This window comes from Bosea sp. ANAM02, assembly GCF_011764485.1.
Classification (GTDB): Bacteria; Pseudomonadota; Alphaproteobacteria; order Rhizobiales; family Beijerinckiaceae; genus Allobosea.
Genome location: NZ_AP022848.1, coordinates 929,355 through 953,765, shown reverse-complemented (window position 1 = coordinate 953,765; position 24,411 = coordinate 929,355). Strand labels below are relative to the sequence as shown.

Annotated in this window: 26 protein-coding genes and 1 tRNA gene; 21 read left to right on the top strand and 6 right to left on the bottom strand. The window is 67.0% G+C overall.

Annotated elements, in window-relative coordinates; genetic code table 11:
- The first annotated feature begins 4 nt into the window (after positions 1 to 4).
- The 11 genes from OCUBac02_RS04575 (at position 5) to OCUBac02_RS04530 (ending at position 7,121) form a co-directional block, all read left to right on the top strand.
- A complete protein-coding gene (locus OCUBac02_RS04575; protein WP_173043715.1) occupies positions 5 to 973 on the top strand; it encodes a DUF2303 family protein in 969 nt (322 codons plus the stop codon).
- Between the two features lie 61 nt (positions 974 to 1,034).
- Positions 1,035 to 2,147, top strand: a complete 1,113-nt coding sequence (gene dnaN / locus OCUBac02_RS04570; protein WP_173043713.1) for a DNA polymerase III subunit beta — start codon at positions 1,035 to 1,037, stop codon at positions 2,145 to 2,147.
- A 42-nt stretch (positions 2,148 to 2,189) separates the two neighbouring features.
- Complete coding sequence (locus tag OCUBac02_RS27275) at positions 2,190 to 3,107, top strand: dATP/dGTP pyrophosphohydrolase domain-containing protein (RefSeq protein ID WP_465247758.1); 918 nt, start codon at positions 2,190 to 2,192, stop codon at positions 3,105 to 3,107.
- A gap of 2 nt (positions 3,108 to 3,109) precedes the next feature.
- The gene (locus tag OCUBac02_RS04560) at positions 3,110 to 4,195 is read left to right on the top strand and encodes a phage Gp37/Gp68 family protein (protein ID WP_173043711.1); all 1,086 of its coding nucleotides are present in this window, start codon (positions 3,110 to 3,112) and stop codon (positions 4,193 to 4,195) included.
- Positions 4,195 to 4,422: a hypothetical protein gene (locus OCUBac02_RS04555; protein ID WP_173043709.1), complete on the top strand. Its 228-nt coding sequence runs from the start codon at positions 4,195 to 4,197 to the stop codon at positions 4,420 to 4,422. The genes OCUBac02_RS04560 and OCUBac02_RS04555 overlap by 1 nt, the downstream gene beginning before the upstream one ends.
- Before the next feature lies 1 nt (position 4,423).
- Positions 4,424 to 4,720 (top strand): hypothetical protein, encoded by a 297-nt coding sequence (locus tag OCUBac02_RS04550; RefSeq protein WP_197933313.1) that lies wholly within the window; start codon positions 4,424 to 4,426, stop codon positions 4,718 to 4,720.
- A gap of 3 nt (positions 4,721 to 4,723) precedes the next feature.
- The gene (gene ssb, locus OCUBac02_RS04545) at positions 4,724 to 5,221 is read left to right on the top strand and encodes a single-stranded DNA-binding protein (RefSeq protein WP_173043707.1); all 498 of its coding nucleotides are present in this window, start codon (positions 4,724 to 4,726) and stop codon (positions 5,219 to 5,221) included.
- Between the two features lie 9 nt (positions 5,222 to 5,230).
- The gene (locus OCUBac02_RS04540; RefSeq protein ID WP_173043705.1) at positions 5,231 to 5,452 is read left to right on the top strand and encodes a hypothetical protein; all 222 of its coding nucleotides are present in this window, start codon (positions 5,231 to 5,233) and stop codon (positions 5,450 to 5,452) included.
- Positions 5,453 to 5,454: 2 nt separating this feature from the next.
- On the top strand, positions 5,455 to 5,715 hold the full coding sequence (locus OCUBac02_RS27270; RefSeq protein WP_244639098.1) for a hypothetical protein: 261 nt from the start codon (positions 5,455 to 5,457) through the stop codon (positions 5,713 to 5,715).
- 10 nt (positions 5,716 to 5,725) lie between these two features.
- Positions 5,726 to 6,808: a tyrosine-type recombinase/integrase gene (locus OCUBac02_RS04535; protein WP_173043703.1), complete on the top strand. Its 1,083-nt coding sequence runs from the start codon at positions 5,726 to 5,728 to the stop codon at positions 6,806 to 6,808.
- Between the two features lie 82 nt (positions 6,809 to 6,890).
- Positions 6,891 to 7,121, top strand: a complete 231-nt coding sequence (locus OCUBac02_RS04530) for a hypothetical protein (RefSeq protein ID WP_173043701.1) — start codon at positions 6,891 to 6,893, stop codon at positions 7,119 to 7,121.
- 81 nt (positions 7,122 to 7,202) lie between these two features.
- Here OCUBac02_RS04530 and OCUBac02_RS04525 read toward each other — a convergent pair.
- A tRNA-Glu gene (locus OCUBac02_RS04525) sits at positions 7,203 to 7,278 on the bottom strand.
- A 444-nt stretch (positions 7,279 to 7,722) separates the two neighbouring features.
- On the opposite strand from OCUBac02_RS04525, the gene OCUBac02_RS04520 reads away from it, so the two are divergent.
- The 5 genes from OCUBac02_RS04520 (at position 7,723) to OCUBac02_RS04500 (ending at position 12,803) form a co-directional block, all read left to right on the top strand.
- Complete coding sequence (locus OCUBac02_RS04520; protein ID WP_173049339.1) at positions 7,723 to 8,520, top strand: ComF family protein; 798 nt, start codon at positions 7,723 to 7,725, stop codon at positions 8,518 to 8,520.
- Between the two features lie 28 nt (positions 8,521 to 8,548).
- Complete coding sequence (gene grxC, locus OCUBac02_RS04515; protein WP_047578012.1) at positions 8,549 to 8,806, top strand: glutaredoxin 3; 258 nt, start codon at positions 8,549 to 8,551, stop codon at positions 8,804 to 8,806.
- A gap of 55 nt (positions 8,807 to 8,861) precedes the next feature.
- Positions 8,862 to 9,338: a DUF1178 family protein gene (locus OCUBac02_RS04510; RefSeq protein ID WP_173043699.1), complete on the top strand. Its 477-nt coding sequence runs from the start codon at positions 8,862 to 8,864 to the stop codon at positions 9,336 to 9,338.
- 313 nt (positions 9,339 to 9,651) lie between these two features.
- A complete protein-coding gene (locus OCUBac02_RS04505; protein WP_173043697.1) occupies positions 9,652 to 10,569 on the top strand; it encodes a cell wall hydrolase in 918 nt (305 codons plus the stop codon).
- Between the two features lie 248 nt (positions 10,570 to 10,817).
- Positions 10,818 to 12,803, top strand: a complete 1,986-nt coding sequence (locus tag OCUBac02_RS04500; RefSeq protein WP_173043695.1) for a protein meaA — start codon at positions 10,818 to 10,820, stop codon at positions 12,801 to 12,803.
- Positions 12,804 to 12,943: 140 nt separating this feature from the next.
- Here the strand turns inward: OCUBac02_RS04500 and OCUBac02_RS04495 are convergent, their stop codons facing one another.
- Positions 12,944 to 13,561 (bottom strand): J domain-containing protein, encoded by a 618-nt coding sequence (locus tag OCUBac02_RS04495; protein WP_173043693.1) that lies wholly within the window; start codon positions 13,559 to 13,561, stop codon positions 12,944 to 12,946.
- A gap of 95 nt (positions 13,562 to 13,656) precedes the next feature.
- On the opposite strand from OCUBac02_RS04495, the gene OCUBac02_RS04490 reads away from it, so the two are divergent.
- Complete coding sequence (locus OCUBac02_RS04490; RefSeq protein ID WP_173049337.1) at positions 13,657 to 13,929, top strand: BolA family protein; 273 nt, start codon at positions 13,657 to 13,659, stop codon at positions 13,927 to 13,929.
- A 1-nt stretch (position 13,930) separates the two neighbouring features.
- Here OCUBac02_RS04490 and OCUBac02_RS04485 read toward each other — a convergent pair whose 3' ends face one another.
- From OCUBac02_RS04485 to OCUBac02_RS04475, 3 genes are all read right to left on the bottom strand, one after another.
- Positions 13,931 to 15,139 (bottom strand): MFS transporter, encoded by a 1,209-nt coding sequence (locus OCUBac02_RS04485; protein ID WP_173043691.1) that lies wholly within the window; start codon positions 15,137 to 15,139, stop codon positions 13,931 to 13,933.
- Positions 15,140 to 15,212: 73 nt separating this feature from the next.
- Positions 15,213 to 16,382, bottom strand: a complete 1,170-nt coding sequence (locus OCUBac02_RS04480; protein WP_173043689.1) for an acetyl-CoA acetyltransferase — start codon at positions 16,380 to 16,382, stop codon at positions 15,213 to 15,215.
- Positions 16,383 to 16,516: 134 nt separating this feature from the next.
- On the bottom strand, positions 16,517 to 17,422 hold the full coding sequence (locus OCUBac02_RS04475; RefSeq protein WP_244639095.1) for a DMT family transporter: 906 nt from the start codon (positions 17,420 to 17,422) through the stop codon (positions 16,517 to 16,519).
- A gap of 209 nt (positions 17,423 to 17,631) precedes the next feature.
- Between OCUBac02_RS04475 and OCUBac02_RS04470 the strand changes: the two genes are divergently transcribed.
- The 4 genes from OCUBac02_RS04470 (at position 17,632) to OCUBac02_RS04455 (ending at position 22,751) form a co-directional block, all read left to right on the top strand.
- Positions 17,632 to 19,221: a D-alanyl-D-alanine carboxypeptidase family protein gene (locus OCUBac02_RS04470; protein WP_173043685.1), complete on the top strand. Its 1,590-nt coding sequence runs from the start codon at positions 17,632 to 17,634 to the stop codon at positions 19,219 to 19,221.
- A gap of 58 nt (positions 19,222 to 19,279) precedes the next feature.
- Entirely contained in the window at positions 19,280 to 20,140 is an 861-nt protein-coding gene (locus OCUBac02_RS04465; protein ID WP_173043684.1) for a DMT family transporter, read from the top strand.
- Between the two features lie 90 nt (positions 20,141 to 20,230).
- The gene (locus tag OCUBac02_RS04460) at positions 20,231 to 21,331 is read left to right on the top strand and encodes a CobW family GTP-binding protein (RefSeq protein WP_173043681.1); all 1,101 of its coding nucleotides are present in this window, start codon (positions 20,231 to 20,233) and stop codon (positions 21,329 to 21,331) included.
- 268 nt (positions 21,332 to 21,599) lie between these two features.
- A complete protein-coding gene (locus OCUBac02_RS04455; RefSeq protein WP_173043679.1) occupies positions 21,600 to 22,751 on the top strand; it encodes a GNAT family N-acetyltransferase in 1,152 nt (383 codons plus the stop codon).
- Here the strand turns inward: OCUBac02_RS04455 and OCUBac02_RS04450 are convergent.
- The gene (locus tag OCUBac02_RS04450) at positions 22,720 to 24,336 is read right to left on the bottom strand and encodes an AMP-binding protein (RefSeq protein ID WP_173049335.1); all 1,617 of its coding nucleotides are present in this window, start codon (positions 24,334 to 24,336) and stop codon (positions 22,720 to 22,722) included. The two genes, OCUBac02_RS04455 and OCUBac02_RS04450, sit on opposite strands and share 32 nt — an antisense overlap.
- Between the last annotated feature and the right edge of the window lie 75 nt (positions 24,337 to 24,411).

Here is a 24,411-nt window from a genome sequence, read left to right as displayed (position 1 = left end):
AGCCATGGCCAAGGTTACCGAACTCGAACCCGCCACCCTCGAAGCCTATCACGAGGGCGCCCTGCCCAATTCCGACAAGGGCATCGCCGCCGTTGTCGAACTCACCAAGAAGAGCCAGCGGCCCGAGATTGTGGAAGTCTCGCTGCCTGATCTCGGCCCCGGCGTCCCGAAGGCGGTTCCGGTCATCATCGATCCGCAGAACCGCTCAGTGTCGGCCGCGACGCAGATCGTAGAAGCCTTCCGGACCAAGCCGGCAGCCAAGCGCGGCATCGCGACGGCCCTGACACTGCAGTCCTTCATCGACCTAACCGACCGTCACAAGACGGATCACACGGCGGTTTTCGCCAATACGGACTGGAAAGGCCCGGCCTTCACCGCGGTCGTTGACTACCACGATAAGGCGAGCGGCGGCGCCGCTGATAATCTCAAGCACCGCATCCATTATGCCTTTCCCCTGTCGGAGGAATGGAAGGTCTGGATCAAGGGCAATGGCGAGGAGATGGAACAGCGCGAATTCGCGGCGTTCCTCGAGGATCGAATCGCCGATCTGACGGCGCCGAACGATCATGAGCGCATCAATCTCGAGCGCGACTTCGCCACGACGATCGCGACCCCGGCCCAACTGATCCAGCTCTCGCGCGGCCTTCAGGTCAACGTCGAAAGCATCGTCAAGAATGTCGTCAACCTGGCGACGGGCGAGGCTTCGATCCAGTTCGATGAGCAGCATATCGACGGCAACGGCCAGCCACTCAAGGTCCAGGGCCTTTTCATGCTGTCGATCGCGCCCTTCTTCATGGGGGAGAAGATCACGATCCCAGCGCGCCTGCGCTACCGCAAATCGGGCCAAAAGATCCTCTGGCGTTATCAGCTCTATCGGCCGGACCTGCACGTCACCGAGCGCGTGCGCGACGACCTGATCACGGTCGCCGCTCAGACCGCCCTCCCAACCTTCGAAGGTTCTCCCGAGGCCTGATCTCCCGGCCTCACCTGGCGGGGCTTCGGCCCCGCCTCTTTCCTCACCGCGAGAGCGACCTATGAAGATCACCATCCCGCGCGATGTGCTCGCGCCCGCCTTGGCTTCGCTCTCCCGCGTCGTCGAGCGCCGCAACACCATCCCCGTCCTGTCAAACATCCTGCTGCGTGCCGACGGCGGCAAGCTCGCGCTCTGCGCCACGGATCTCGACATCAAGGTCGAGACCAGCGTGCCGTGCGAGGTTGCGGAGGCCGGCGCCATCACCCTGCCGGCGCACACGCTCAGCGATATCGTGCGCAAGCTCCCGGCCGAAGCCGCAATCACGCTCGACGGTGGCGAAAAAGGCATGGCCCTGAAATCCGGCCCGTCGCGCTTTACGCTGCAGACCCTGCCGGAATCGGACTTCCCCGATATCGCCGATGGCGAATTCACCTGCAGCTTCGCCCTGCCGGCGAAGACGCTGGCCCAGATCGTCGAGGTGACCAGCTTCGCCATCTCGACGGAGGAGACCCGCTATTACCTGAACGGTATCCACATGCACGCGATGGCGGTCGAGGGCGCCACCGTGCTGCGCGCCGTCGCCACCGATGGCCACAAGCTTTCGCGCCTGCAACTCCCTGCCCCCGCCGGTGCCGAGGCCATGCCCGCCGTCATCGTGCCGCGCAAGACCGTGGCCGAGCTGGCGAAGATCGCGAAGGAGGCCGAGGGCGATCTGACGATCGAGCTGTCGCCGACCAAGATCCGCGTCACCGCCGGCGCCACCACCCTGACCTCGAAGCTGATCGACGGGACCTTCCCGGACTATCAGCGCGTCATCCCGTCCGGCAACGACAAGGTCGCGACGCTGGCGGCCGAGGCCTTCAAGCAGGCGATCGACCGCGTCGCCACCATCTCCAGCGAGCGCGGCCGCGCCGTGAAGCTGGGGCTGACGCCGGGCAGCCTGACGCTCTCGGTCACCAACCCCGACAGCGGCTCGGCCACCGAGGAGCTGACGCCGGACTATGACGGCACGGCGATCGAGATCGGCTTCAACGCCCGCTACCTGCTCGACATCCTTGGAGTGTTGGGCGGCGACAGCCTCCAGCTCAAGCTCTCCGAGCCCGGCGCCCCCGCCATCCTCCAGCGGCGCGAAGGCGACAGCCTCCTCGTCGTGCTCATGCCGATGCGCGTCTAGCGCGCTGCTCGCTCACGCTCACAGCGGAAAGAAGAGGTTCACATGGCCCTGCCGAAGCCAATCTCAATCGCGACAGCCGAGCGCATCTGTAAGGCGCATGCGGCCGACCAGGTCATCATCTATGCACGAACCGTCGGCGAAGGCTGCGGCGAGCACGTCACCACTTATGGCAAGGACAAGGTGCATTGTGCCGCTGCCGCAAGGATCGGCGACGCGATCGGTCGGCAGGTCGTCAAGCCGGTCGAGGAACTGCTCTCGCGCGCTGTGAAAGCCGAACAGGAGCTTTCCGCTCACAAGGCCGTCCACAATATCGGACTGCCGCAGGAAGGTTACCGCGAACTCGTTTGGCGCGAGGCGCATGAGTTCTACGAAGCCGGCGGCTTTGACCTAGTCGCGCACTTGGAGCGTCAGCGCGCTTTCAGCCACAAGACCTTCGGTCCGGGGGCGCGCACCAAGGGCGTGATCGACCACATCCGTAAGGAACTGGCCGAGATCGAGGCCCAGCCCGACGATATCGAGGAATGGGTCGACGTGATCATCTTGGCCTTCGACGGCGCTTGGCGCGCCGGTTGGGAGCCCGCGAAGATCGTCGAGGCCATCACCACCAAGCAGAAGAAAAACGAGGCCCGGAAGTGGCCCGACTGGCGCACCGCTGATCCCGAGAAGGCGATCGAGCATTTGCGCCACCCGATCGATCAGCCGGACAGAAACGAGGGCCGCTCTGACGTGGTGGTGCCAGACGACATCGCCCGCATCCTCGTCGACGCGCTGGGCGTCGACCGTGAGAAGGTTACCGCCGACGCTCGCCTCTCGGACGATCTCGGCGCGGACAGCCTCGACGCGATCGAGATCCTCACCAACATCGAGATGGAACGCGACATCTCCATCAGCGACACCGAGGCCGAAGCGATCGTGACCGTCGGCGACCTCGCCAGCATCGTTCAGATGAAGGCAGCATAGCCATGGCTGACGCGACTAAGATCGAATGGACGGACGCGACCTGGAACCCGATCACGGGCTGCAGCGTCGTCTCGCCCGGCTGCACCAACTGCTATGCGATGAAGCTGGCGGGCACGCGCCTACAGCATCATCCCAGCCGCGCAGGCCTGACGCGCGAGACGAAGGCCGGTCCGGTGTGGAACGGCACGGTCCGCTTCAACGAGGAATGGCTGACCCAGCCGCTGCGCTGGAAGCGCCCGCGCATGGTCTTCGTCTGCGCCCATGGCGATCTCTTCCATGAGGACGTGCCGGACGCATGGATCGACCGCGTCTTCGCCGTCATGGCGCTGGCGCCGCAGCACACCTTCCAGGTCCTGACGAAGCGCGCCGAGCGGATGCGCCGCTACTGCTCCGATCGCAACACACCGCAGCGGGTCCATGAGATCGTCTGCGATATGGCGCTGATGATGCGCCTCGACGTGACCCTGATTGCACCCGGCATGCTCGAGACTCTCGCGCCTTCTGGGCCGCACGTTCATCTCGGCCGTTGGCCGCTGACGAATGTCTGGAAGGGCGTCTCAGCCGAGGATCAGGATCGCGCAATCGACCGCGTGCCGCACTTGCTGCTGATGCCCGCCGCGGTCCGCTTCGTCTCGGCCGAGCCACTCCTCGACCTGATCGACTTTCACCACCTGCCCTATGGCGATGGCGAGATGAACGCGCTGAAGCCCGCACCATGGATCGATGAGATCGAGCGCTGGCGCGGCACGTCGGCGGACTGGGAAGCCGAATTTCTCGACTGGTTCGATCTGTACGAGATGCCGACGGGCGGCCACATGCATCCCGTGCTCGACTGGGTCATCGTCGGGGGCGAAAATGGCCCCCGCGAGATGCTGGCCGGATGGGCGCAGCAGATCCGCGACCAGTGCGCCGCTGCCGGAACGGCATTCTTCTTCAAGCAGTGGGGCAGCCATATCCCGGCCGGCCAGACGATGGCGAACGGCAAGGTCTGGGCGCCAGGCTGCGGCACGCGCCTGCGCGCCACCAAAGCGATCGCCGGCCGCCTGCTCGACGGTGTCGAGCACAACGCCATGCCGAGGGCGGCGTGATGGCGAAACTCAAGACATTACGCCGGCGCCAAGCAGAGGCTCGACTGTCACTCGACAAGAAGGCGCGCCGCCATCGCGGCGGCGTGGCCGAGGCCCGCGCCGACTTCGTCAAGGCAACCGCAGCGCTGCTGCGCGCCGAACTGAACCGCCGCATCGCCGCCCCGCTCCTGCGCGCCCAGGCGGTGCAGCGCGAGACCGGCGACCTCTTCAGCCAGATTCGAGCCTGACATGGGCAGCAGCATGGATTTCGAACGGCCATGGGAGCGCGCAGAGCGCGACCAGATCGCCAACAAGGCAGGCATCAAGAGGCTGAAGGAGGCGATGAAGGCGAAGCTTGCAGCCGCCCGACTGAAAGGCCGAGGCGGCTGGCAGGATAAAGACGATTGCTCGCAGGAGCATCTCAGCAAGTTGCTTCGTGAGCACGTCGAGAAGGGCGACCCGGTCGACGTGGCCAACTTCTGCATGATGCTACATGCGCGGGGCGAGACAATCCTCCCCGTCGCCCGCACCGATGGCGAGGCTTGAGCCATGGCCGGCAGCGTCAACAAGGTCATTCTCGTCGGCAATCTCGGGCGCGATCCCGAGATCCGCCGCCTCGGCAGCGGCGAGCCCGTCGCCAGCCTGCGCCTCGCCACCTCGGAGACCTGGCGCGACAAGCAATCGGGCGAGCGCAAGGAACGCACCGAGTGGCACAGCATCGTCATCTTCAATGAGGCGCTGGCCAAGGTCGCGGAGCAGTTTCTGAAGAAAGGCTCGAAGGTATACCTCGAGGGCCAGCTTCAGACACGGAAGTGGACTGACCAGCAGGGCGTCGAGAAATACACCACCGAGGTCGTGCTCCAGCGCTTTCGCGGCGAGCTCACGCTCCTCGACAAGGCGGAGCGCGATCCACCGAGCCCAGACGACTACGGTACGATGCGCAATCGCGACAGCGGCCAGGGCTACGGATCGGCCAGGTCCGGCGATTCCTCGAGCAAGTCAGCGCAGGGCGGCAGCAGCCACCTGGATGATGATATTCCGTTCTAGGAGGAAACCATGGCGAAGCCCGCTGCCGCACCGAACACGTCACCGCGCTGCAAGCCGGACCCGAAGCCGACCCTCGATGATTATCGTACCTGGTACCATCAGGAGAGGCAGCGCGCAGCCGACCTTCGGATCGAACTCGACAAGGCCAAGGCCACGATCGACGCACAGGCCACCGTGCTCAGCCACAAGCTCAAATATCCCTACGTCACCCACGCCGACATTCCTTTCTGACCATGCCGAGAGCAACCGGAAAAACCGACGGAATTGCTTGGGCTCCTCGCGGCCTTTGCCGCGAGGAGGCGGCCTACTACATCGGCGTCGGCCCGACGAAGTTCGACCAGCTCGTCGCCGACCGGCGCATGCCACAACCGAAGCGGATCGACGGGCGTGTCCTTTGGGACCGCGTCATGCTCGACATGGCCTTCAGTGAGCTCGGCGAAGTGAGGGAAAACAAGATCGATGCCGTCTTGCGGAGAGCGGCCTCCGCCCGCTAGCGTCATCGCCATGCGCGACGAATATCCGAATGCGGGTCGATATAAGGACCGCCATGGCCGCTGGCGATGGCGGTTTCGCCGCGCTGGCAAAACGATCTCCCTGCCGCACGAGCCGGGGCATCCCGAATTCGAGGAAGCCTATGACGCCGCCATCGAGGGGCGCGAGCCGCGCTCGGCCGAGGTGGTCATGCTTCCGCATGCCTCTGTTCCGCGGTCGTTGAAAGCAGCGTGGCGCATGGTCCCGACATCCCTCCCCGAATGGGGAAGGCTCGATCCGGAAACCCGCGCCCGCCAATCCAAGATCGCCGACAAGTTCCTCAACGCGGAAATCGTCGAGGGAGAGGGCGTCTGCTGGGCCGACATGCCCGTCGAGGATCTGCGGCGCCGACACGTGAAGATGATCATCGCCGGCATGAGCGACACGCCGCACGCGGCCCGCCATCTGCTGACGGTGCTGCGTCGCATGATCCTGGTTGCACTCGACGAGGAATGGATCGAGAGCGACCCGACCTACAAGATCAAGCATCGGCCCGGATATGTCGGCTGGAAGGCATGGCCCGAATCGATGCGGGCGAAATTTGAGAAACGCTGGCCGATCGGGACCACGCCGCGGCTGGCGTATGCGCTCGCGCTCTGGCTCGGTAATCGGCGGGGCGACATTGCCGACCTGACGCCCGATACGATTGACGGTGAGAAGGTTCGCCTGACACAGGGGAAGACCGGCCGAGACCTGGTGCTTGAGATCACGCCTATGCTGCGCGAAGTGCTCGACGGCGCAGACTTATCTGGCCCGACCATCCTCAAAACCGCCTATGGCGAACCGTTTTCGAAGAAGTCCCTGACAGGCCGCATGCGAGACTGGACCAAATCAGCCGGCATGCCCGCTGGATACACGCTTCACGGCCTGCGCAAGACGCTCGGGAAAATGCTGGCAGAGAGCGGCGCGACCACGCGGCAGATTATGGACACGCTCGGTCACACAGACATCAAGCACGCCGAGCTATATTCGAAAGAGGCCGAACAGGAGCGGCTGGCCCAAGCTGGCATGCGGAAGGTTACGCGGATGGTGACGCCACGAAACAAGGCGCGGTGACCTCGAAAAGACGCAAAACAAATCGTCTTCTTGCGCTGCATTTGCTACAACAAAGCCTCAACCAATCAAGGTAAAGCCTGAAATGACTACTCCAAACGCAAAGATTTCAATTCCATCGATTTACGATATCGGCAATGGAACCTATAAGGCCGAAGTCGAGATCAAAATCGACGGGCTTGACGATATTCTCATCGACATCGAGGTGCAGGCTAAGGGCTATGGCCAAGTTGAGAAGGCCGTCCACAACAGGCTCGGCGCTATCGGAAACGCCATCGCCATCGCTGGTCAGAACTTCTCGGCAGGTCCTGTCTGATGGCTCAATTCGCCGCCTGGCTAACCGGGTGGCGAACCACCTTGGCGAACCGCCTAATAAGTTATTGAAATCATTAGGCTTTGGCGCTCCCTAGGGGACTCGAACCCCTGTTTTCGCCGTGAGAGGGCGACGTCCTAGACCGCTAGACGAAGGGAGCAGCGCTGGCCGAGGGCGCCTATGTAGTCGGACAACCGCTGGCCTGCAACAGCTTTTTGCAGCGCCGCGACATAAAGATATCCGGTCGGCGCAAATGCCTGCGGAAGAACATGCGATCATTCGACAAATCCCCTAAGGTGCCCATTCGGCACACCCCGCGGGTTGTTGAAAACGTCCTCGATATCCGGTGAGCCGCGCCGCGTGAGCGGCACGTGTGGGTCGCATCCGCAGATGAACGCTCTTGGAAAGCGCGGATTTCCCGGCAGCCAGCCCCGCACTTGCTCTCCGCGGCATGAAGCCCGATGCTGCTGCGATCCCGGCCGGCTCGCACCCGGCCGCTTGCGCGATCGGATAGCGGCGCACCATGGCGGAGTGGCGTATCGACAGGCCGGACGACGATGCGCCCGGTTCGAGGCACGTCTCGCCGATGGCCGGCACGACGGGAATGCCGCGATGGGCAACGGCCTTCCTGCACGGCACTGCGACACGCACCCGCTCGTCCCTTCGAACCGGCCTGCGCGGCTTGATCGGCATCGTCTACCCGCCGACCTGCATTGCCTGCCAGGCTGCGACAGGCGAGGCGCAGGCGCTGTGCCCGGCCTGCTGGCGCGGCATCGGCTTCATCGAGCGCCCGTATTGCGAGCGCCTCGGGACACCCTTTGCCGTCGATCTCGGCGCCGGTCTGCTCTCGCCAGCGGCGATCGCCGATCCGCCGGTCTTCGCCCGGGCGCGCGCCGTCTGCCGCTTCGACGGCACGGCGCGGGACCTGGTCCATCGTCTGAAATACGGCGACCGCGTCGAGCTTTCGCTGACGCTCGGCCGGATGATGGTGCAGGCCGGGCGCGAGCTCGCAGCCGATGCCGACCTCGTCATGCCGGTCCCCTTGCATCGAACCCGGCTCTGGCGCCGGCGCTTCAACCAGGCTGCGGCATTGGCCCGCATCGTCTCCCGCGAGACCGGGCTGCCGCTCGCCACCAAAGCTCTGACCCGGATCAGGCGGACGCGCCAGCAGGTCGGGCTGACGCGCGCCCAGCGCGCCGAGAACCTGCAAGGCGCGTTTCACGTATCCGCGGCGATGCGCAGCCTGGTCGAGGGCCGGCGCATCCTGCTGGTCGACGACGTGCTGACCACGGGTGCCACGGTCAATGCCGCCTCGCGCGCCCTGCTGCGGGCGGGCGCGAGCGCCGTCGACGTGCTGACCTTCGCCCGGGTCGTGACGGATGGCCGGGAAGTCACTACATGAGGGCCATCGCAACAAGAGACACGTCCTCATGCCACCGGTCACGATCTACACCACTCCCTGGTGCCCCTACTGCAACGCCGCCAAGGCGCTGCTGACGCGCAAGGGCGTCGCCTTCACCGAGATCGATGTCGACGGCAAGCCGGAGCTGCGTCAGGCGATGACCGCACGCGCCGGCGGGCGCACCTCGGTTCCGCAGATCTTCATCGGCGAGCGGCATGTCGGCGGCTCCGACGATATCCATGCGCTCGACGCCCGCGGCGAGCTCGACAAGCTCCTGGCCGCCTGACGCCCCTCGGCAGATCCGTTTGCCTTGGCGACCTTGCGCCACCATTGATGACGTCATGATCCGTTACGCCCTCACCTGCGACAGCGCGCATGAATTCGAAAGCTGGTTCGCCTCCTCGGCCGGCTTCGAGGATCAGGCGAAACGCGGCTTCGTCACCTGTCCCGTCTGCAACAGCGCGAAGGTCGAGCGCGCGGTCATGGCGCCCAATGTCGCCCGCACCGATCTCGGCCCGAAGGCGCCGCAGCCGGTGGTGAAAGCTTCCGCCCCGGCGGCCCCCGCCCCTGCGCCGGTCGCCCTGATGAGCGAGAAGGAAAAGGCCTTCCGCGAGATGGTGACTGCGCTGCACCGTCAGGTCAGCGAGAATGCCGAGCATGTCGGCAAGCGCTTCGCCGACGAGGCGCTGAAGATCCATCACGGCGAGGCGGAAGAGCGCGCGATCTATGGCGAGGCGACGCCGGACGATGCCAGGATGCTGCATGAAGAAGGCGTCGACTTCCTGCCGCTGCCGCGCCTGCCGGGCTCCGGGAACTGACACCCGCTTTCGTCCGTTGTGATCACGGAACCGCGCTCGCATCGACTTTCGCCAGAGCCGGGATGACGGTTTTGATAGCTTGCGTGAGGCTGCTCGGGCGAAAATTTTCGGCGCGGCTCCTTGGCGGTTTCCGTGTTGAAACAAGGCGCTATCAGCCGGACGCCTTCCTGGGGGAGGCACGGCGAGGCCGTTTGCGCCGTTTACCCCCTTCCGCCTCGAACGAACTTCCTGTTAAGGAATTCGCGGTTCCTTGCCGGCAATCCCGGTTTGCCGCCGTCGGCGATCACGGATCCGGAACTCTGGAGGTTGCCGCATGAAGCGGACCGCGATCGCTGCGCATGGTCTTCGTTCCGGTGAGTCATCCCGGCATGGCAGCAAGGCGATCCCGCTTCTGATCGCGCTCGCGGCGCCGGCCCTCGGCGCCTGCAGCCTGTCCCCGGTCGAGACGGCCGCGACCTCCGCTGCTGCCGCTCCCGCCGTGAAGGAACCCGCCAAGGCCCGCAGGCATGCGGTCGCCCTGGCCAAGGCCGATCCGCGCGAGAAGGAATGCCTCGTCCGCGCGATGTATTTCGAATCGAACCGCTCGAGCGAATCCGGCCTGCTCGGCGTGGGCACGGTCGTGATGAACCGGGTCGAATCGGCGAAATATCCCGAGACGATCTGCGGCGTGGTCGGAGCGCCACGCCAGTTCGCCGCCGGCGTGCTGACCCGCCCGATGACGGACCATGTCCTGCCGAAGGTCGAAGCCATCGCCGAGGACATCCTCAACGGCCGCCGCAACGAGTCTGTCGGCGCGGCCAAGCATTTCCACATGGCCGGCCTGCGCTTCGGCTACAAGAACATGCATTACGTGACCGTGGCCGGCGGCAACGCCTTCTACGTCAAGGGCGAACGTCCCGAGCGCCGCCGTATCGAGGAGCCGACGATCCAGCTCGCCTCGGCCTCCACCACCGCCATCCCGCTCACGACGGCGTCCTCGTCGGCAACTACGGCGACCTCCTTCGCCTCGGCCCCGCTCGCCTTCGCACCCGAGGCGCCCGCGCCGAAGCTGCCCGCGCTCGAAAGCCCGATCGTGACAATGGTCAAGAACGCGCCGCTGCCGCCGGGCCGCCCTCTCGATCTCGACCTGCCCAGGGCGCCCTTGCGTGCCTTCGTCGCCCCGCCCAGGGACGACCGACGCGTGGCATTGCTGCGGACGTCCGATATCCGCGGCAGCCTGTCCTCGCGATAATCGCGGGTTCCCGACAACACAACCTCCGCAGCCCTCATCCTGAGGAGCAGCCGCAAGCTGCGTCTCGGAGGATGGTTCGGGAGGCTCCGGAGATATCTGGACTATCCTTCGAGACGCCGTTTCGCCGCTCCTCAGGATGAGGGCTGAAAAACGCGTCAGCCTAACGTCGCAGGGGACAGCGCCAAAGCTCTGGCGTTATCTTCGCCGCAGTGCAACATTCAGATTGCTCTGCAAGACGGGGGGACGCCATGACCGCGACGGAACGAGGCGGCCGGGAAACGGCCCAGCGCGACAAGCCGTGGATCTTCCGGACCTATGCCGGCCATTCCGACGCGGCCGAATCCAACAGGCTCTATCGGACCAATCTCGCCAAGGGCCAGACCGGACTCTCCGTCGCCTTCGACCTGCCGACCCAGACCGGCTACGACCCGGATCATGTGCTGGCCCGCGGCGAGGTCGGCAAGGTCGGCGTGCCGATCTCCCATCTCGGCGACATGCGGGCATTGTTCGACCAGATCCCGCTGGCGCAGATGAACACTTCGATGACGATCAACGCGACGGCGGCCTGGCTGCTCTCGCTCTACATCGCCGTCGCCGACGAGCAGGGCGCCGACCGCAAGCTGCTGCAGGGCACGACGCAGAACGACCTCGTCAAGGAATACCTGTCGCGCGGCACCTATGTCTTCCCGCCGCGCCCCTCGATGCAGCTCACCACCGACATCGTCGTGTTCACGGCCAGCGAACTGCCGAAATGGAACCCGACCAACGTCTGCTCCTACCATCTGCAGGAGGCGGGCGCCTCGCCGGTGCAGGAACTCTCCTTCGCGCTGGCGACGGCCATCGCCCTGCTCGATTCGATCCGCGCTCGCCCTGAGGTCTCGGCGGAAGAGTTCCCCGGCACGGTCGGGCGCATCTCCTTCTTCGTGAATGCCGGCATGCGCTTCGTCACCGAGCTCTGCAAGATGCGGGCTTTCGTCGAGCTCTGGGACGAGATCACCTTAGGCAGGTATGGCATTGCCGACGAACAAATGCGGCGGTTCCGCTATGGCGTGCAGGTCAATTCGCTGGGGCTGACCGAGCCGCAGCCGGAGAACAACGTCTATCGCATCCTGATCGAGATGCTGGCGGTGACGCTGTCGAAGAAGGCCCGCGCGCGGGCCGTGCAGCTCCCGGCCTGGAACGAGGCGCTGGGACTTCCCCGCCCCTTCGACCAGCAATGGTCGCTGCGCATGCAGCAGGTGCTGGCCTATGAGACCGACCTGCTCGAATTCGGCGACATCTTCGACGGCTCGACCGTGGTCGACGCCAAGGTGCACGAGCTCAAGGCTGCCGCGCTGGAGGAACTCGCCAAGATCGACGACATGGGCGGCGCGCTCGCCGCCGTCGAAAGCGGCTATATGAAACAGGCGCTGGTCGAGAACGGCGCGCGCCGCATCGAGGCGATCGAGCGCGGCGAGCAGGTCGTCGTCGGCGTCAACAAATTCACCAATAGCGAGCCCTCCCCGCTCTCGGCCGGCGACGGCGCTGTCGTCACCGTGCCGGATTCGGTCGAGACCGAGGCCATCGCCCGGCTCAAGGCCTGGCGCTCGGCCCGCGACGGAAAGGCGGCCGAGGCGGCGCTGGCCGAGCTTGCCGCCAGCGCCCGCGAGAACCGCAACGTCATGCCGGCTTCGATCGCCTGCGCCAAAGCCGGCGTCACGACCGGCGAATGGGCGCAGACCCTGCGCGAGATCTTCGGCGAGTACCGTGCGCCCACCGGCGTCGACACGACCAGGCTCGGCGATGCCACCGGTCTCGCCACGGCGAAGGCCGCCGTCGAGAAGGCCACCGAGCGTCTCGGCCGCGCCCCGCGCTTCCTCGTCGGCAAGCCGGGCCTCGACGGCCATTCCAACGGCGCCGAGCAGATCGCCGTGCGCGCCCGCGATGCCGGAATGAGCGTCAGCTACGGTGGCATCCGCCAGACGCCGGAGGAAATCGTCAGCGAGGCCCGGGAGCAGCAGGCCGATATCATCGGGCTCTCGATCCTGTCGGGCTCGCATCTGCCGCTGGTGCGCGACGTCACCGCGCGCCTGCGCGTCGCCGGCATGGACGTGCCCGTGGTGGTCGGCGGCATCATCCCGCCCGACGACGAGAACGCCTTGCGCAACATGGGCGTGGCACGGGTCTATACGCCGAAGGATTTCGCGCTGGACGGCATCATCGCCGATGTCGCGGGGCTGGCGGCGAAGGGGTAACTGTCTTCCCGCACGCGCTGCGGCACGTTAGTGCCGCTGCGCAGATGCGGGACCGTCACCCGGAAAAGGCGCCTTCTCGTCGCACGGTCCCGTGCCTGCGTCACAGCACTGCGTGCCGCAACGCACACGGGATGACAGCGCTACACCATCCCCACGCTCTTCAACTGTTGATAGGCCTTCAGGATCTCCTGGAGCGTGCCCTCGCGCGAGCGGTCGCCGCCATTGGCGTCGGGGTGGAAGCGCTTCACCAGTTCCTTGTAACGCGCCTTGATCGCGGCGGAATCAGCCGTATCGTCCAGGCCGAGCGTGTCCAGCGCCTTGCGCGCCACGATGCCGACGCGTGATTCCGGCTGGGCCGCCTGCTGCTTGTTGCGGGCGCCGAACAGGTTGAAGGCGTCGTGCATGTCGGCGCCTGATTCGCCGTTCGCCTTGCGCCCGCGCTGCGACATCCGCGCCGCCTTGGAATTGACGCCGAGCTTCCAGGTCGGCCGATGGCCGATCTCTTCCTGCTTCTGGTAGGCGGCGAGCGCCTCGTCATCCATGCCGGCGAAATAGTTGTAGGTCGCGTTATAGGCCTTCACATGCTCCATGCAGAACAGGAAGAACTGGCCCTCGCGGCCGCGCCCCTTCGGCGCGCGGAACTCGCCCGCGCGGGCGCAGCCCGGATGGTCGCAGCGCGGCGCATCGCTCTCCAGCGGCGCCTCCGCTTCGGACGCTCCGATCCTGATGCTGTCGAAAAGGCGTGAGTTGATGTTCATCGTCGACGGGTTATGAGACGCAGGAGCTAGGGCCGGCAAGTGCGATGCAGCACATCGCCGGACCGACGAACAATCATGGCAACGGTGGCGCGATCATGACCTCGATCAGTGAAAGAATCACGCAAAAGCTGACAGCGGCCTTTGCGCCACAGGCGCTGAAGGTCATCGATGAATCGCACCAGCATCAGGGCCATGGCGGCTGGCGCGAGGGCGGCGAGACTCACTTCCGCGTCAATATCGTGTCGGAAGCCTTTTCCGGCAAGTCCCGGCTCGAGCGCCACCGCCTCGTCAACACCGCGCTGGCGCAGGAGCTGGCGGACCGGGTGCATGCCCTGGCGATCGCGGCGAAGGCTCCGGGCGAGGGTTGAGTTAAGCTGCTGCGGAGGCGATGGGTTTCGGTTCCGACGGCGCGGCGATGTAGATGGCCAGCGCCGCGGCAAGCATGGCGCCCATGAAGACGAACAGCCAGCCGAAGGTCGCCGGCGCATCGGAGCCCTGCCCGCCTAGAGCATTCACCAGGCGCCCCGACAGCCACTGCATCACCCCTGCGCCGCCCATGAAGACGAAGTTCATGAAGGTGACGCCGCGACCGATCTCCTGAGCGGACATGAAGGCGCGCGCATGCGCCATCACCACGGCATAGGTGACGCCGAACAGGCCGATGACGAGGAGCAGCCCCACCGCGAGACGGGATGACGCCTCCCCCCACAGCGCCAACGCGAAGCAGGCCAGGATCACGGCCAGGGCACAGGCGATGACCGTCGGCTTGGCACCGATCCGCCGATAGAGCGGCAGCACCAGCAGCGCTCCTGCAGCAATGATGCCTCCCATGGCCATCGCCGCGTAGCTCGTCGCGGCAAGGTCGAAACCGTGCACGCTCTGAAGATAGGGCGCGATCCACAGGCCGCGAATAGAAATCGTGACGCCATAGCTTACGAAGGTGAACGGGAAGATCAGCCAGAGCGGCCGCTTCGATACGATCTGCCGGATTCCGCCCAGGAGCGAGACATGCTGTTGGGTCGCGCCGGGCAGCGGCGGAGGGTCCTTCAGCAGCAGCAGCACCAGCAGTGCCGTCAGAGCCACGATACCGGACAGGCCGAACACGGTCGCGCGCCAGCCATAGGCCGCCAGGAAATAGGCGAGCGGCGCACCGCTGAGCGGATCGCCGATGGAGCCGAGCCCGATCAGAAAGGACGACATCGTGGCGAAGTGCTGGGGTGAATAGAGCCGCGCAGCCAAGTAGAAACCGGACATCAGGATCGGCGCGCAACCGATGCCAATCAGTGCGAGTGCGGTCAGGGCGGAGAGATAGCCTCGCGACAGGCCGAAGATGATCGTCCCGGCGAGAGCGATCAAAAGGAAACCGGCCAGCGTCCGCCGTGGCCCGATCCGATCGAGCGCATAACCCACCGGGAATTGCGAGAGTGCGAATGCGATCAGCCAGGCCGCCTGCAAACTGCCGAGCTGCCCCTGGTCGAGACCGAGATCCCGGGTGAGATCACCCGAGATCACGGCCAGAAAGGCGCGGAAGAACTGGCTCAGGATATAGGCCAGCAGCAGAACGAAGAAGCTCGTCAAGACAACCCGCCTTCACCTGGCAGGCTGGACGACGCGCCGGTCTCCCACAACCGCTCCGCCCGAAGAGCCCGTTTCACTTGATCCGTTCGAGCACGGAAACGTAGTTGGCGACGGCCGCCCCGCCCATGTTGAAGATACCGCCGAGGCGCGGGCTCTCGAGCTGCATGCCCTCCGGCGCCTCGCCGGCGAGCTGCATGGCCGAGAGCACATGCATGGACACGCCGGTGGCGCCGATCGGATGGCCCTTGGCCTTGAGGCCGCCGGAGACATTCACCGGCAGCTTGCCGTCCTTCAGCGTCCAGCCTTCCTTGATGGCGCGGGCGCCGTCGCCTTCCTTGGTCAGGCCCATCGCCTCGTATTCGATCAGTTCGGCGACGGTGAAGCAGTCATGCGTCTCGACGAAGGAGAGGTCGTCGAGCGTCACGCCGGCCTTGGCCAGCGCCTGCTTCCAGGCGAGCGCGCCGCCCTCGAACTTCAGGATGTCGCGCTTCGACATCGGCAGGAAATCCTGGACATGGGCCATTCCGCGGAAACCGACGGCGCGGCGCATCCTGAGCGCGGTCTCCTCGTCGGCCAGCACCAGCGCGGCGGCGCCGTCGGAGACCAGCGAGCAGTCGGTGCGCTTCAGCGGCCCGGCGACATAGGGGTTCTTCTCGCTCTCCTCGCGGCAGAACGCATAGCCGAGATCCTTGCGCATCTGCGCATAGGGATTGTCGACGCCGTTCTTGTGGTTCTTGGCCGCGATCATCGCGAGCGCGTCGGACTGGTCGCCATGGCGCTGGAAATAGGCGGCCGCGATCTTGCCGAAGACACCGGCGAAGCCGCCCTGCACCTCGCTGTCCTCCGGAAGGTAGGAAGCCTTGAGCAGGTTCTTGCCGATCTCGGGGCCGGGCGTCTTGGTCATCTGCTCGACGCCGACGATGAGCACGACCTTGGCATCGCCGGCCTTGATCGCGCGCACGCCCTGATGGACGGCAGCCGAGCCGGTGGCGCAGGCGTTCTCGACGCGTGTCGTCGGCTTGAAGCGCAGCGCCGGATCGGCCTGGAGCACCAGCGAGGCCGTGAAGTCCTGCGCCGAGAAGCCGGCGTTGTAGTGGCCGAGCACGATCTCGTCGACCTCGTCGGCGGTGATCCCGGCATCGACGAGGGCTTCGACCGCGACCCGCACGATCAGGCTTTCGACGGTCTCGGCATCCTGCTTGCCGAACGGTGTATGGGCCCAGCCGACGATCGCAGCGCTCATGGCGAAATCTCCCTTACTGTGCAGCTACACGTTATCTTGGCAGCCTTGCGCCGCCCGGCAAGCCGGTATCCGCGCATGATGGCCGTGCACGGATCGGCTGGCAGGCCTTTCCCAGCACTAGCCGGCCGGCCCGGTCACTGCAACGCCAGCGAGAGCAGCAACCCGACCCCGCCGACGATCATCGCCATGCCCAGCATCTCGCGCCGGCTCGTGCCCTCGGCGAACAGTTTGCGCGAGGCGATCTGCGCCAGAGGCACCTCGATCAGCGCCAGCGTGCGGACATTCGCCGCCGTCGTCAGCGAGAAGCCGATGAACCAGAATTGCGAGGCCGCCGCGCCGAGAAAGCCGGCCGAGAGCGAACGGCGCCAGCTCTTCAGGCTGAGCACCAGCGCCCCCCGGTCGGCGACGAGCATGTAGACGACCAGCACCAGCGTCTGGAGCCCGAGGCCGAGCACCAGGATGGTCGAGGCACGGATCAGGAACTCGCCCTCCGGCAGCGCCTGGATGCCGCCGCGGAAACCGATCGCCGAGAGCGCGAAGAAGGCGCCGGAGACGATGCCGAGCACGGCCGGCCGCAGGCCCGCGCGGGTCAGTTTCTCGCCGGGCTTCCACGACACCACGATGACGCCGGCCGTCGCGATCGCGATCGCCAGGAACTTCATCGGCGTCAGCGCGTCGCCGAGCAGGAGGGCGCCGAACAGCGCGACCTGTACCGGCTCGGTCTTGGTATAGGCGGTGGTCACCGCGAAGGAGCGCTCACGCATCGCCGCCAGCATCAGCGCGGTCGCGGCGATCTGCGTCAGCGCGCCCCAGAGCGTGTAGCCGAGCGAGGCCATGCCGATCGCAGGCGGCAGGCGCTGAAGGCCGAGGCAGGCGAGCGCCAGGAACAGCATCGCAAAGGGCAGGCCGAACAGGAAACGCACCTGCGTCGCGCCGACCACGCCGATGATGTCGGTGAGCGAGCGTTGCGCCAGGTTGCGCGCGGTCTGCAGCAGCGAGGCGGCGATGGTCGCCGGTATCCAGAGAAGGCCGAAAGCCACGCGACAAGCCTTGGAAAAGCGAGGGAACCCCTCGCTTGTGGACCTTACGCCGCAGCTAGGCAAATCGCTCCGCAAGGGGTAGGTATGCATCCACGGACGGGCGAATGTGGCGGCCGTCTCGAAATTGCCGCATGCGTCGCGTTGAACCCCTGCGCCATCCGCAAGATGCTACCCGCCCGCTTCGAGCAAGACAGGTTCAGACCCGCCCGATGATCGCTTCCCGCCTCGCAGCCGCCGCTTTCGTCCTTGGCGCCGTTCTGACCGGATCGGCCTCGGCTGGGACGAGCCTCGTCGTCGACGCCTCCAGCGGAGCCGTGCTGTCGAGCGAGAACGGAAGCCAGGCCTGGCGCCCGGCCTCCACCACCAAGATGATGACGCTCTATCTCGCGCTGAAAGCGGTGCGGGAAGGGCGCCTCGGGCTGGAGACGGCGATCCCGGTCTCGAAGCTCGCCGCGAGCCAGCCGCGCGTGAAGGTCTATGCCAAGCCGGGCTCCGAGATCACGCTCGACAACGCCTTGCGCATCATGATGGTGAAATCGGCCAACGACATCGCCTATGTCGTGGCCGAGGGTGTCGGCGGCGACGTCCCGACCTTCGTCGCCATGATGAATGCGGAGGCGCAGCGCCTCGGCATGCGCGACACCCGCTTCGTCAATCCCAATGGCTGGGACCACCCGGACCAGCAGACCAGCGCCCGCGATCTCGCTGTGCTTGCCATGGCGCTGATGCACGACTTCTCGCGCTATTCCGATTACTGGGGCACCTCGGCCGTGCAGCTCGGCAAGCAGGTGATGCACAACACAAACGGGCTGGTCGGCCGCTATTCCGGCATCGGCGGCATGAAGACCGGCTTCACCTGCGCCTCCGGCTTCAACGTCGTCGCGACCGCCAGCCGCGGCGGACGCACGCTCATCGCCATCGTCCTCGGCTCGCTTTCCGGCACCGACCGCACGGTCAGGGCTGCCCAGCTCCTCGACGAAGGCTTCGCCGCCTGGGGCGGCACCGGCTACAGCGTCGCCTCGATGCCGCCGAGCGGCGCCCGCGCGCCCAATATCTGCGACGATGTTCGCAATCGTGGCGGCGGCACCGCCCTTGCCGACGATGCCGACGTTTCCGGCCCGATCGCGGCAGGCGTCTCCACCGGGGACGCCAACGCTCCCGATGGCGGGCGCTTCGCGATCTTCAATGCCCAGTCGGCCCCGCAATCGTCCGGCTCGGTCGCGACCCGCTCGCCGCGCGGCCGTATCGTGCTCGGCCCCCGCGCCGAAACCGTCCCGGTTCAGGTCTCCTTCGGCCGCAGCCCCGGCTCGGCTTCCGCTCCGCTGGCGGCCAACGTCACTGCGCAGCCCAGTTCGCGCATTGCCCGCGGCACGCCGACCATCGAGCCGGAAGCACCCGTCGCTGCCGGCCTCGTCGTGCCGCCGACCCGCCGCACGGCCTCCAGCAATGGCGCGATTCCGCGCGGCACCACCGCCTTCGCGCCGGCGAGCACCCCGCTCCAGCCCGCGACGGATGCCTTCGAGGGAGGCCCCCTGCGCCTCCAGGGCTCGGTGCAGCCCGGCGCGGCCAATGCCGCGAGCCTGCGCCCCGGCGCAGCCGCAGGCATCAAGCCGGCGGCGCGCAATGCCCGCCCCGGCAAGGCGCAGGCCGCCAAGAGCCAGCCCGCGAAGGCCCAGCCGCTCAAGATTCCGCCGGCCCGCGCCAAGCCGGCCAAGGCCAAGCCCTCTCAGGCTGCCGTGAAGCCCCAGGCGGCGAAACCCGCAGCGGGCGCCAAGGCCAAGCCCGCCAACGACGCCTGAGACCTGATTGGACCTGGGCAGCCCTGACCGGGACCGAAGCAGCGAACGCCAGGGGCTCATGCTGGCGCTCATTTCGGCCGCTGCTTTCGGCACCAACATCGTCAGCGCCCAGATCGCCGGCCAGGCGGGCCTCAGCGGCCCGCTCCTCGTCTTCTACCGCGTCCTGCTGATGCTGGCCCTTGCCGGCGGCGCCGCTTTCGTTTGGCGCGCCTCGCTCGCCCTGAAGCGCAGCGAGCGGCAGCCCGTGCTGCTCTTCGGCCTGGCGACGGCGCTGGTCGGCATCGCCTATCTCTCCTCGGTCGCCTTCGTCCCGGTCTCGGTCGCGGCGGTGGTCTTCTATACCTTCCCCGTCCTGATCGTGCTGGCCGAGCCGATCTTCACACCGGCCCCCTTCCGGGCCGACAGGCTGGCGGTCGCACTCGCCGCCTTTCTCGGCATCGCGCTCGTCGTCGGGCCGGACCGGCACGGGCTCGACCCACGCGGGCTCGCGCTCGCCATGCTGGCGAGCGTCAGTGCCGCCGCGCAGTTCTTCGCCGCCGCGCGCTGCAAGGAAACGCCGACCCTGCCCAAGCTGTTCTGGTCACATGTCGTCATCCTGCCGGTGGCGACGCTGGTGCTGCTCGTCACCGGCGGCTTCCTGCCGCCACAGACCTTCCTGCTTGCGCCGATCGCGGTCGCCATCACCTATGGCGGCTATATCGTCGGCTTCCTCTTCCAGATTCTCGCTCTCGCCCGCGTCTCGCCCGGCCCTGCCGGCCTCGCCTTCTGCGCCGAGCCCGTCTTCGCCGTGCTGATCGCCGCCTTCGTCCTCGCCGAGCGACTGGGCTCCCTGCAATATGCCGGCTGCGCCCTTGTCATCGCCGCCATCGCCACTAATGTAATATTAGAACAAACGAGGCGGAGCGTGATGCCTGCCTAGGTCATCCCGTGCCCTTCGGGCACGGAGAAGATGACCGATCCCATTGATAGGACATCGGATTGATCCGATGTCCTAGAGGCTCAACGACCCATGACCGGCGACCCTGCCCGCCCCCTCCCCGTCCCGCTCACGCTGCTCACCGGCTTCCTCGGCGCCGGCAAGACCACCTTGCTGAACCGCCTGCTGAAGGACCCGGCGCTCACCGGCACGCTCGTACTCGTCAACGAGTTCGGCGAGATCGGCCTCGACCACCTGATGATCGAGGGGGTCGAGGAGAACATGATCCTCCTCGAATCCGGCTGCCTCTGCTGCACCATCCGCGACGACCTCATCGTCACGCTGGAGGATCTGCTGCGTGGCCGCGACAATGGCCGCATCGCGCCCTTTTCGCGCCTGGTGATCGAAACCACCGGCCTCGCCGATCCCGCCCCGATCCTCAACGTCCTGATCAACCACCCCTATCTCGCCATGCGCTTCCGGCTCGACGGCGTCGTCACGCTGGTCGACGCCGTCAACGGCATGGCGACGCTCGACGCCCATGAGGAGGCCCGCCGGCAGGTCGTCGCCGCCGACCGGCTCGTCCTGACCAAGGCCGAGCTGGCCACACCGGACGCCGTCGCCTCCCTGCGGCAGCGCCTCGACGGCCTCAATCCCGGCATCGCCATCCTGCCGCCGGACGCGCCCGCCAACGACCTGATCGGCGCCGGCCTTTACGATCTCGCGAAGCAGCCCCACGCCCTGCGGCACTGGCTGGCCGAGGACGCGCTGCCCGGGCACCACCACCATGATCACGACCATCACCACCACCATCACGGGCACGACCACGCCCATGGTCATGACCCGCATGACGTCAACCGCCATGACGCCTCGATCCGCGCCTTCGTCCTGACCGCCGACCAGCCGGTCGCCCGCACCACCTTCGACCTGTTCTGGACCCTGCTGCGCTCGATCCACGGCCCGCGCCTGCTGCGCCTGAAGGGGCTGGTGGACATCGCCGGAGAGCCCGGCCGGCCGCTCCTCGTCCACGCCGTCCAGCAGATCCTGCATCCGCCGCTCCAGCTCGACGCCTGGCCGGATGCGGACCATCGCTCCCGCCTCGTCCTGATCGTCAGGGATATCGAGGAGGACACGGTCCGCAAGCTCTGGTCGGCCTTCCTCGGACAGGCCGCCGCGCAGCCGCAGACCGCCTGAGAGCCTGCCTGAGATATCCCGCGAGCCCTCATCCTGAGGAGCGATCCGCAAGGATCGCGTCTCGAAGGATGCTTCAAGAGGCTCCCGGGGTATCTGGAACATCCTTCGAGACGCCGCTTGCGCGGCTCCTGAGGATGAGGGCTCAACTTCCGGATGCGTCCCCCGGCCCGTTTCTTGAACCCGATCCTGCAAGCCGCAAGGCGCGCCCGCGCGCCTTGCCATTCCGGCACAGCCATGCGCCGGAACGATCCAGGAAGGGTACGGGCAGATGGGCACGATCAGAGCTCTGGCGGCGACCGACGGCAGCACGGCGACGGCCCTGCCGAACCTGCCTCCGCCCCATCCCGACGCGGCGATCTACAGCGAATTGCGGGCGCTCGGCGCCTGCGAGGCCATCCGGGACGAATGGGCCGATCTCGCCGGCCGCGCGCTCGAAGCCAATCCCTGCCTCGAGCCGGGCTTCGCGCTCGCCGCCGCGCAGCATCTCGTCTCCTTCCGCGATACTGAGGTCATGCTGCTCTGGCAGGGCAATCCGGGCTCGGAACGCCGCCGCCTCGTCGGTCTCGTCCCCTGCCGGACGCGCCGGCATCTCCTGGCAGCCGATACGCTCGAAGGCTTCGCCGATCCGCGCCTGCTCAACGGTACGCCGCTGATCGACGGTACCTTCGCCGCCCCTGCCCTCGCCGCCTTCCTGCGCGGCTGGCGCGGTCGCAGCCATGCCGTCGCAACGTTCGCCCTGCCTGGCATCGACCCCGCCGGCGCCTTCGCCGCGACGCTCGCGCGCGTCGCGGAGCGCCATGGCGTGGCGATCGGCTGGCAGCCCCTCGTCGGGCGCAGGCTCGAACTGCCGCCCACCACCCGCATCGCCTCCTCCGACGAAACCCTGCGGGACAGGGGCCGCCTCATCCTCGCCGAGGCCACGAACCAGGCCGACCGGCGCGACGCCGTCGAGATCCTGCTCGCGATCGAGGCCTCCGGCTCGCGCGGCCGAGCCGGCAGGGCGACACTGCAGAACACCCGCGAGGTCGGCTTCCTGCGCAGCATGAGCCGCGAGCTCGGCCGGCAGAGACTCTGCCGCATCGCCGTGCTGGTGCTGGACGAGAGGCCGATCGCCGCCGCGCTCACGCTCGGCAAGGGCGCGTCCTGCTGGCTTTATCACGGCGTCGGCGACGAGACCTATGCCGAGCTGGAGCCCTTGCCGATGCTGCTTGCGATGATGCGCAAGGCGCAGCCCGCGCGGCAGATCCTCCTGCCCGGTGGCCTGCCGCTCTTCGGCGCCCGCGACGAGGCCTTCGGCACGATCGCCCTGACCCGGCATCCACGACAACGCCCGCGCCGGCCGGCCGACCTCGCCATCCGAATGCGCGAGCGCATGGCCCGCGCGCTGTTCAGGCCTCGGCCCGCAGCAGTCGACGGATGATCTTGCCGGTCGTCGTCAGCGGCAGCTCATCGCGGAAGGCGATCTCGCGCGGATATTCATGGGCGGAGAGCCGCGCCCGCACGAAGCTCTGCAGCTCCGAGACCAGGGCCTTCGAGCCGCCATGACCCGGTTTCAGCACCACGAAGGCCTTGACGATCTCGGTGCGCAGCGGGTCGGGCTTGCCGACGGCAGCCGCCAGCGCCACGGCCGGATGGCGCAGCAGGCAATCCTCGATCTCGCCGGGTCCGATGCGATAACCCGAGGAGGTGATGACGTCGTCGTCGCGGCCGATGAAGCGGACATAGCCCTCCTCGTCCGCGACGCCTTCGTCGCCGGTCGTCATCCAGTCGCCCACGAACTTGGCCGCCGTCGCCTCCGGATTGCGCCAGTATTCCAGGAACATCACCGGGTCGGGCCGACGCACCGCGATCTGCCCCTCCTCGCCGGTCGCGCAGGCCGTGCCGTCCGGCCGGATGATCGCGACCTCATGGCCGGGCACCGCCTTGCCGATGGTGCCGGGGCGGCTGACGCCGATCGCCGCGCTCGATGCCAGCACAAGATTGCATTCGGTCTGGCCATAGGCCTCGTTGATCGTGAGGCCGAGCGCCTCGCGCCCCCATTCCAAGGTCTCGGCGCCGAGCGCCTCGCCGGCCGCAGCGACCGTGCGTAGGTTGAGATTCCAGCGCCCCTGCGGGCTGCCGGCGCCGCGCATCATCCTGAGCGCCGTCGGCGGCACGAAGGCGTTGCGGATGCCGAGATCCTGGATCAGCCGATAGGCCTCCTCAGGCTCGAAGCGCGTCACCGGCCGCGCCACCACCGCGACGCCGAAATGCAGCGCCGGCAGCAGCATGTTGAGCAGCCCGCCGGCCCAGGCCCAGTCGGCCGGCGTCCAGGCGAGATCGCCCGGCCGCGGCATGAATTCATGCGGCATCTGCACGCCCGGCAGATGGCCAGGCAGGACGCGATGGCCATGCAGTGCGCCCTTCGGATTGCCCGTCGTCCCCGAGGTGTAGATCATCAGCGCGGGATCGTCGGGCGTGGTCTCGACCGGGGTGAAATCGGGGCTGCCTTCGGCCAGCAGCGCATCCCAGCCTTCGACCGTGCCATCGGCACCGTCGGTCGAGATGCGCAAGGCAAGCTCCGGCAGCGGTTGCGTGATCTGGCCAAGCTTCGCCAGCCCGCCGGCATTGGTCACCACGACCTTCGCGCCTGAGTCGGTCAGCCGATAGGCCAGCGCATCGACGCCGAACAGGGCGGCCAATGGCACGGCGATGGCGCCGAGCTTGTAGGCGGCGAGATGCGCGGTCAGCACCGCCCGCCCCTGCGGCAGCAGGATCGCAATACGGTCGCCCCGGCCGACACCGCGTGCGCGCAGGGCGTTCGCGAGGCGGTTGGAATGCTCGCGCAGCCAGCCGAAGCTGACCGGGCTCACCTGCCAGTCCGTGGAGACCTCGATGATCGCCGGACGGTCGGGCGCGGTAGCAGCCCAGCGGTCGCAGACGTCTACGGCGATGTTGTAGCGATCGGGAATACGCCAGCGGAAGCTCTCGCGCAGCGCGGCGTAATCGGGCAGGTCTGGCAGGATCAAAATGGATGTCCGGTGGGAGGCGCGGCACGATAGGCAGGCCGTTCCCCCCTGTCACCCACGTCTTGCGTATCA

Coding starts and splice junctions, on each gene's coding strand:
- OCUBac02_RS27270 (WP_244639098.1), top strand. CDS start 5,455: ATGCCGAGAGCAACCGGAAAAACCGACGGAATTGCTTGGGCTCCTCGC.
- OCUBac02_RS04535 (WP_173043703.1), top strand. CDS start 5,726: ATGCGCGACGAATATCCGAATGCGGGTCGATATAAGGACCGCCATGGC.
- OCUBac02_RS04495 (WP_173043693.1), bottom strand. CDS start 13,561: ATGAACATCAACTCACGCCTTTTCGACAGCATCAGGATCGGAGCGTCC.
- grxC (WP_047578012.1), top strand. CDS start 8,549: ATGCCACCGGTCACGATCTACACCACTCCCTGGTGCCCCTACTGCAAC.
- dnaN (WP_173043713.1), top strand. CDS start 1,035: ATGAAGATCACCATCCCGCGCGATGTGCTCGCGCCCGCCTTGGCTTCG.
- OCUBac02_RS04560 (WP_173043711.1), top strand. CDS start 3,110: ATGGCTGACGCGACTAAGATCGAATGGACGGACGCGACCTGGAACCCG.
- OCUBac02_RS04530 (WP_173043701.1), top strand. CDS start 6,891: ATGACTACTCCAAACGCAAAGATTTCAATTCCATCGATTTACGATATC.
- OCUBac02_RS04540 (WP_173043705.1), top strand. CDS start 5,231: ATGGCGAAGCCCGCTGCCGCACCGAACACGTCACCGCGCTGCAAGCCG.
- OCUBac02_RS04460 (WP_173043681.1), top strand. CDS start 20,231: ATGACCGGCGACCCTGCCCGCCCCCTCCCCGTCCCGCTCACGCTGCTC.
- OCUBac02_RS04480 (WP_173043689.1), bottom strand. CDS start 16,382: ATGAGCGCTGCGATCGTCGGCTGGGCCCATACACCGTTCGGCAAGCAG.
- ssb (WP_173043707.1), top strand. CDS start 4,724: ATGGCCGGCAGCGTCAACAAGGTCATTCTCGTCGGCAATCTCGGGCGC.
- OCUBac02_RS04490 (WP_173049337.1), top strand. CDS start 13,657: ATGACCTCGATCAGTGAAAGAATCACGCAAAAGCTGACAGCGGCCTTT.
- OCUBac02_RS27275 (WP_465247758.1), top strand. CDS start 2,190: ATGGCCCTGCCGAAGCCAATCTCAATCGCGACAGCCGAGCGCATCTGT.
- OCUBac02_RS04555 (WP_173043709.1), top strand. CDS start 4,195: ATGGCGAAACTCAAGACATTACGCCGGCGCCAAGCAGAGGCTCGACTG.
- OCUBac02_RS04465 (WP_173043684.1), top strand. CDS start 19,280: ATGCTGGCGCTCATTTCGGCCGCTGCTTTCGGCACCAACATCGTCAGC.
- OCUBac02_RS04510 (WP_173043699.1), top strand. CDS start 8,862: ATGATCCGTTACGCCCTCACCTGCGACAGCGCGCATGAATTCGAAAGC.
- OCUBac02_RS04575 (WP_173043715.1), top strand. CDS start 5: ATGGCCAAGGTTACCGAACTCGAACCCGCCACCCTCGAAGCCTATCAC.
- OCUBac02_RS04455 (WP_173043679.1), top strand. CDS start 21,600: ATGGGCACGATCAGAGCTCTGGCGGCGACCGACGGCAGCACGGCGACG.
- OCUBac02_RS04500 (WP_173043695.1), top strand. CDS start 10,818: ATGACCGCGACGGAACGAGGCGGCCGGGAAACGGCCCAGCGCGACAAG.
- OCUBac02_RS04470 (WP_173043685.1), top strand. CDS start 17,632: ATGATCGCTTCCCGCCTCGCAGCCGCCGCTTTCGTCCTTGGCGCCGTT.
- OCUBac02_RS04505 (WP_173043697.1), top strand. CDS start 9,652: ATGAAGCGGACCGCGATCGCTGCGCATGGTCTTCGTTCCGGTGAGTCA.
- OCUBac02_RS04550 (WP_197933313.1), top strand. CDS start 4,424: ATGGGCAGCAGCATGGATTTCGAACGGCCATGGGAGCGCGCAGAGCGC.
- OCUBac02_RS04520 (WP_173049339.1), top strand. CDS start 7,723: ATGCCGCGATGGGCAACGGCCTTCCTGCACGGCACTGCGACACGCACC.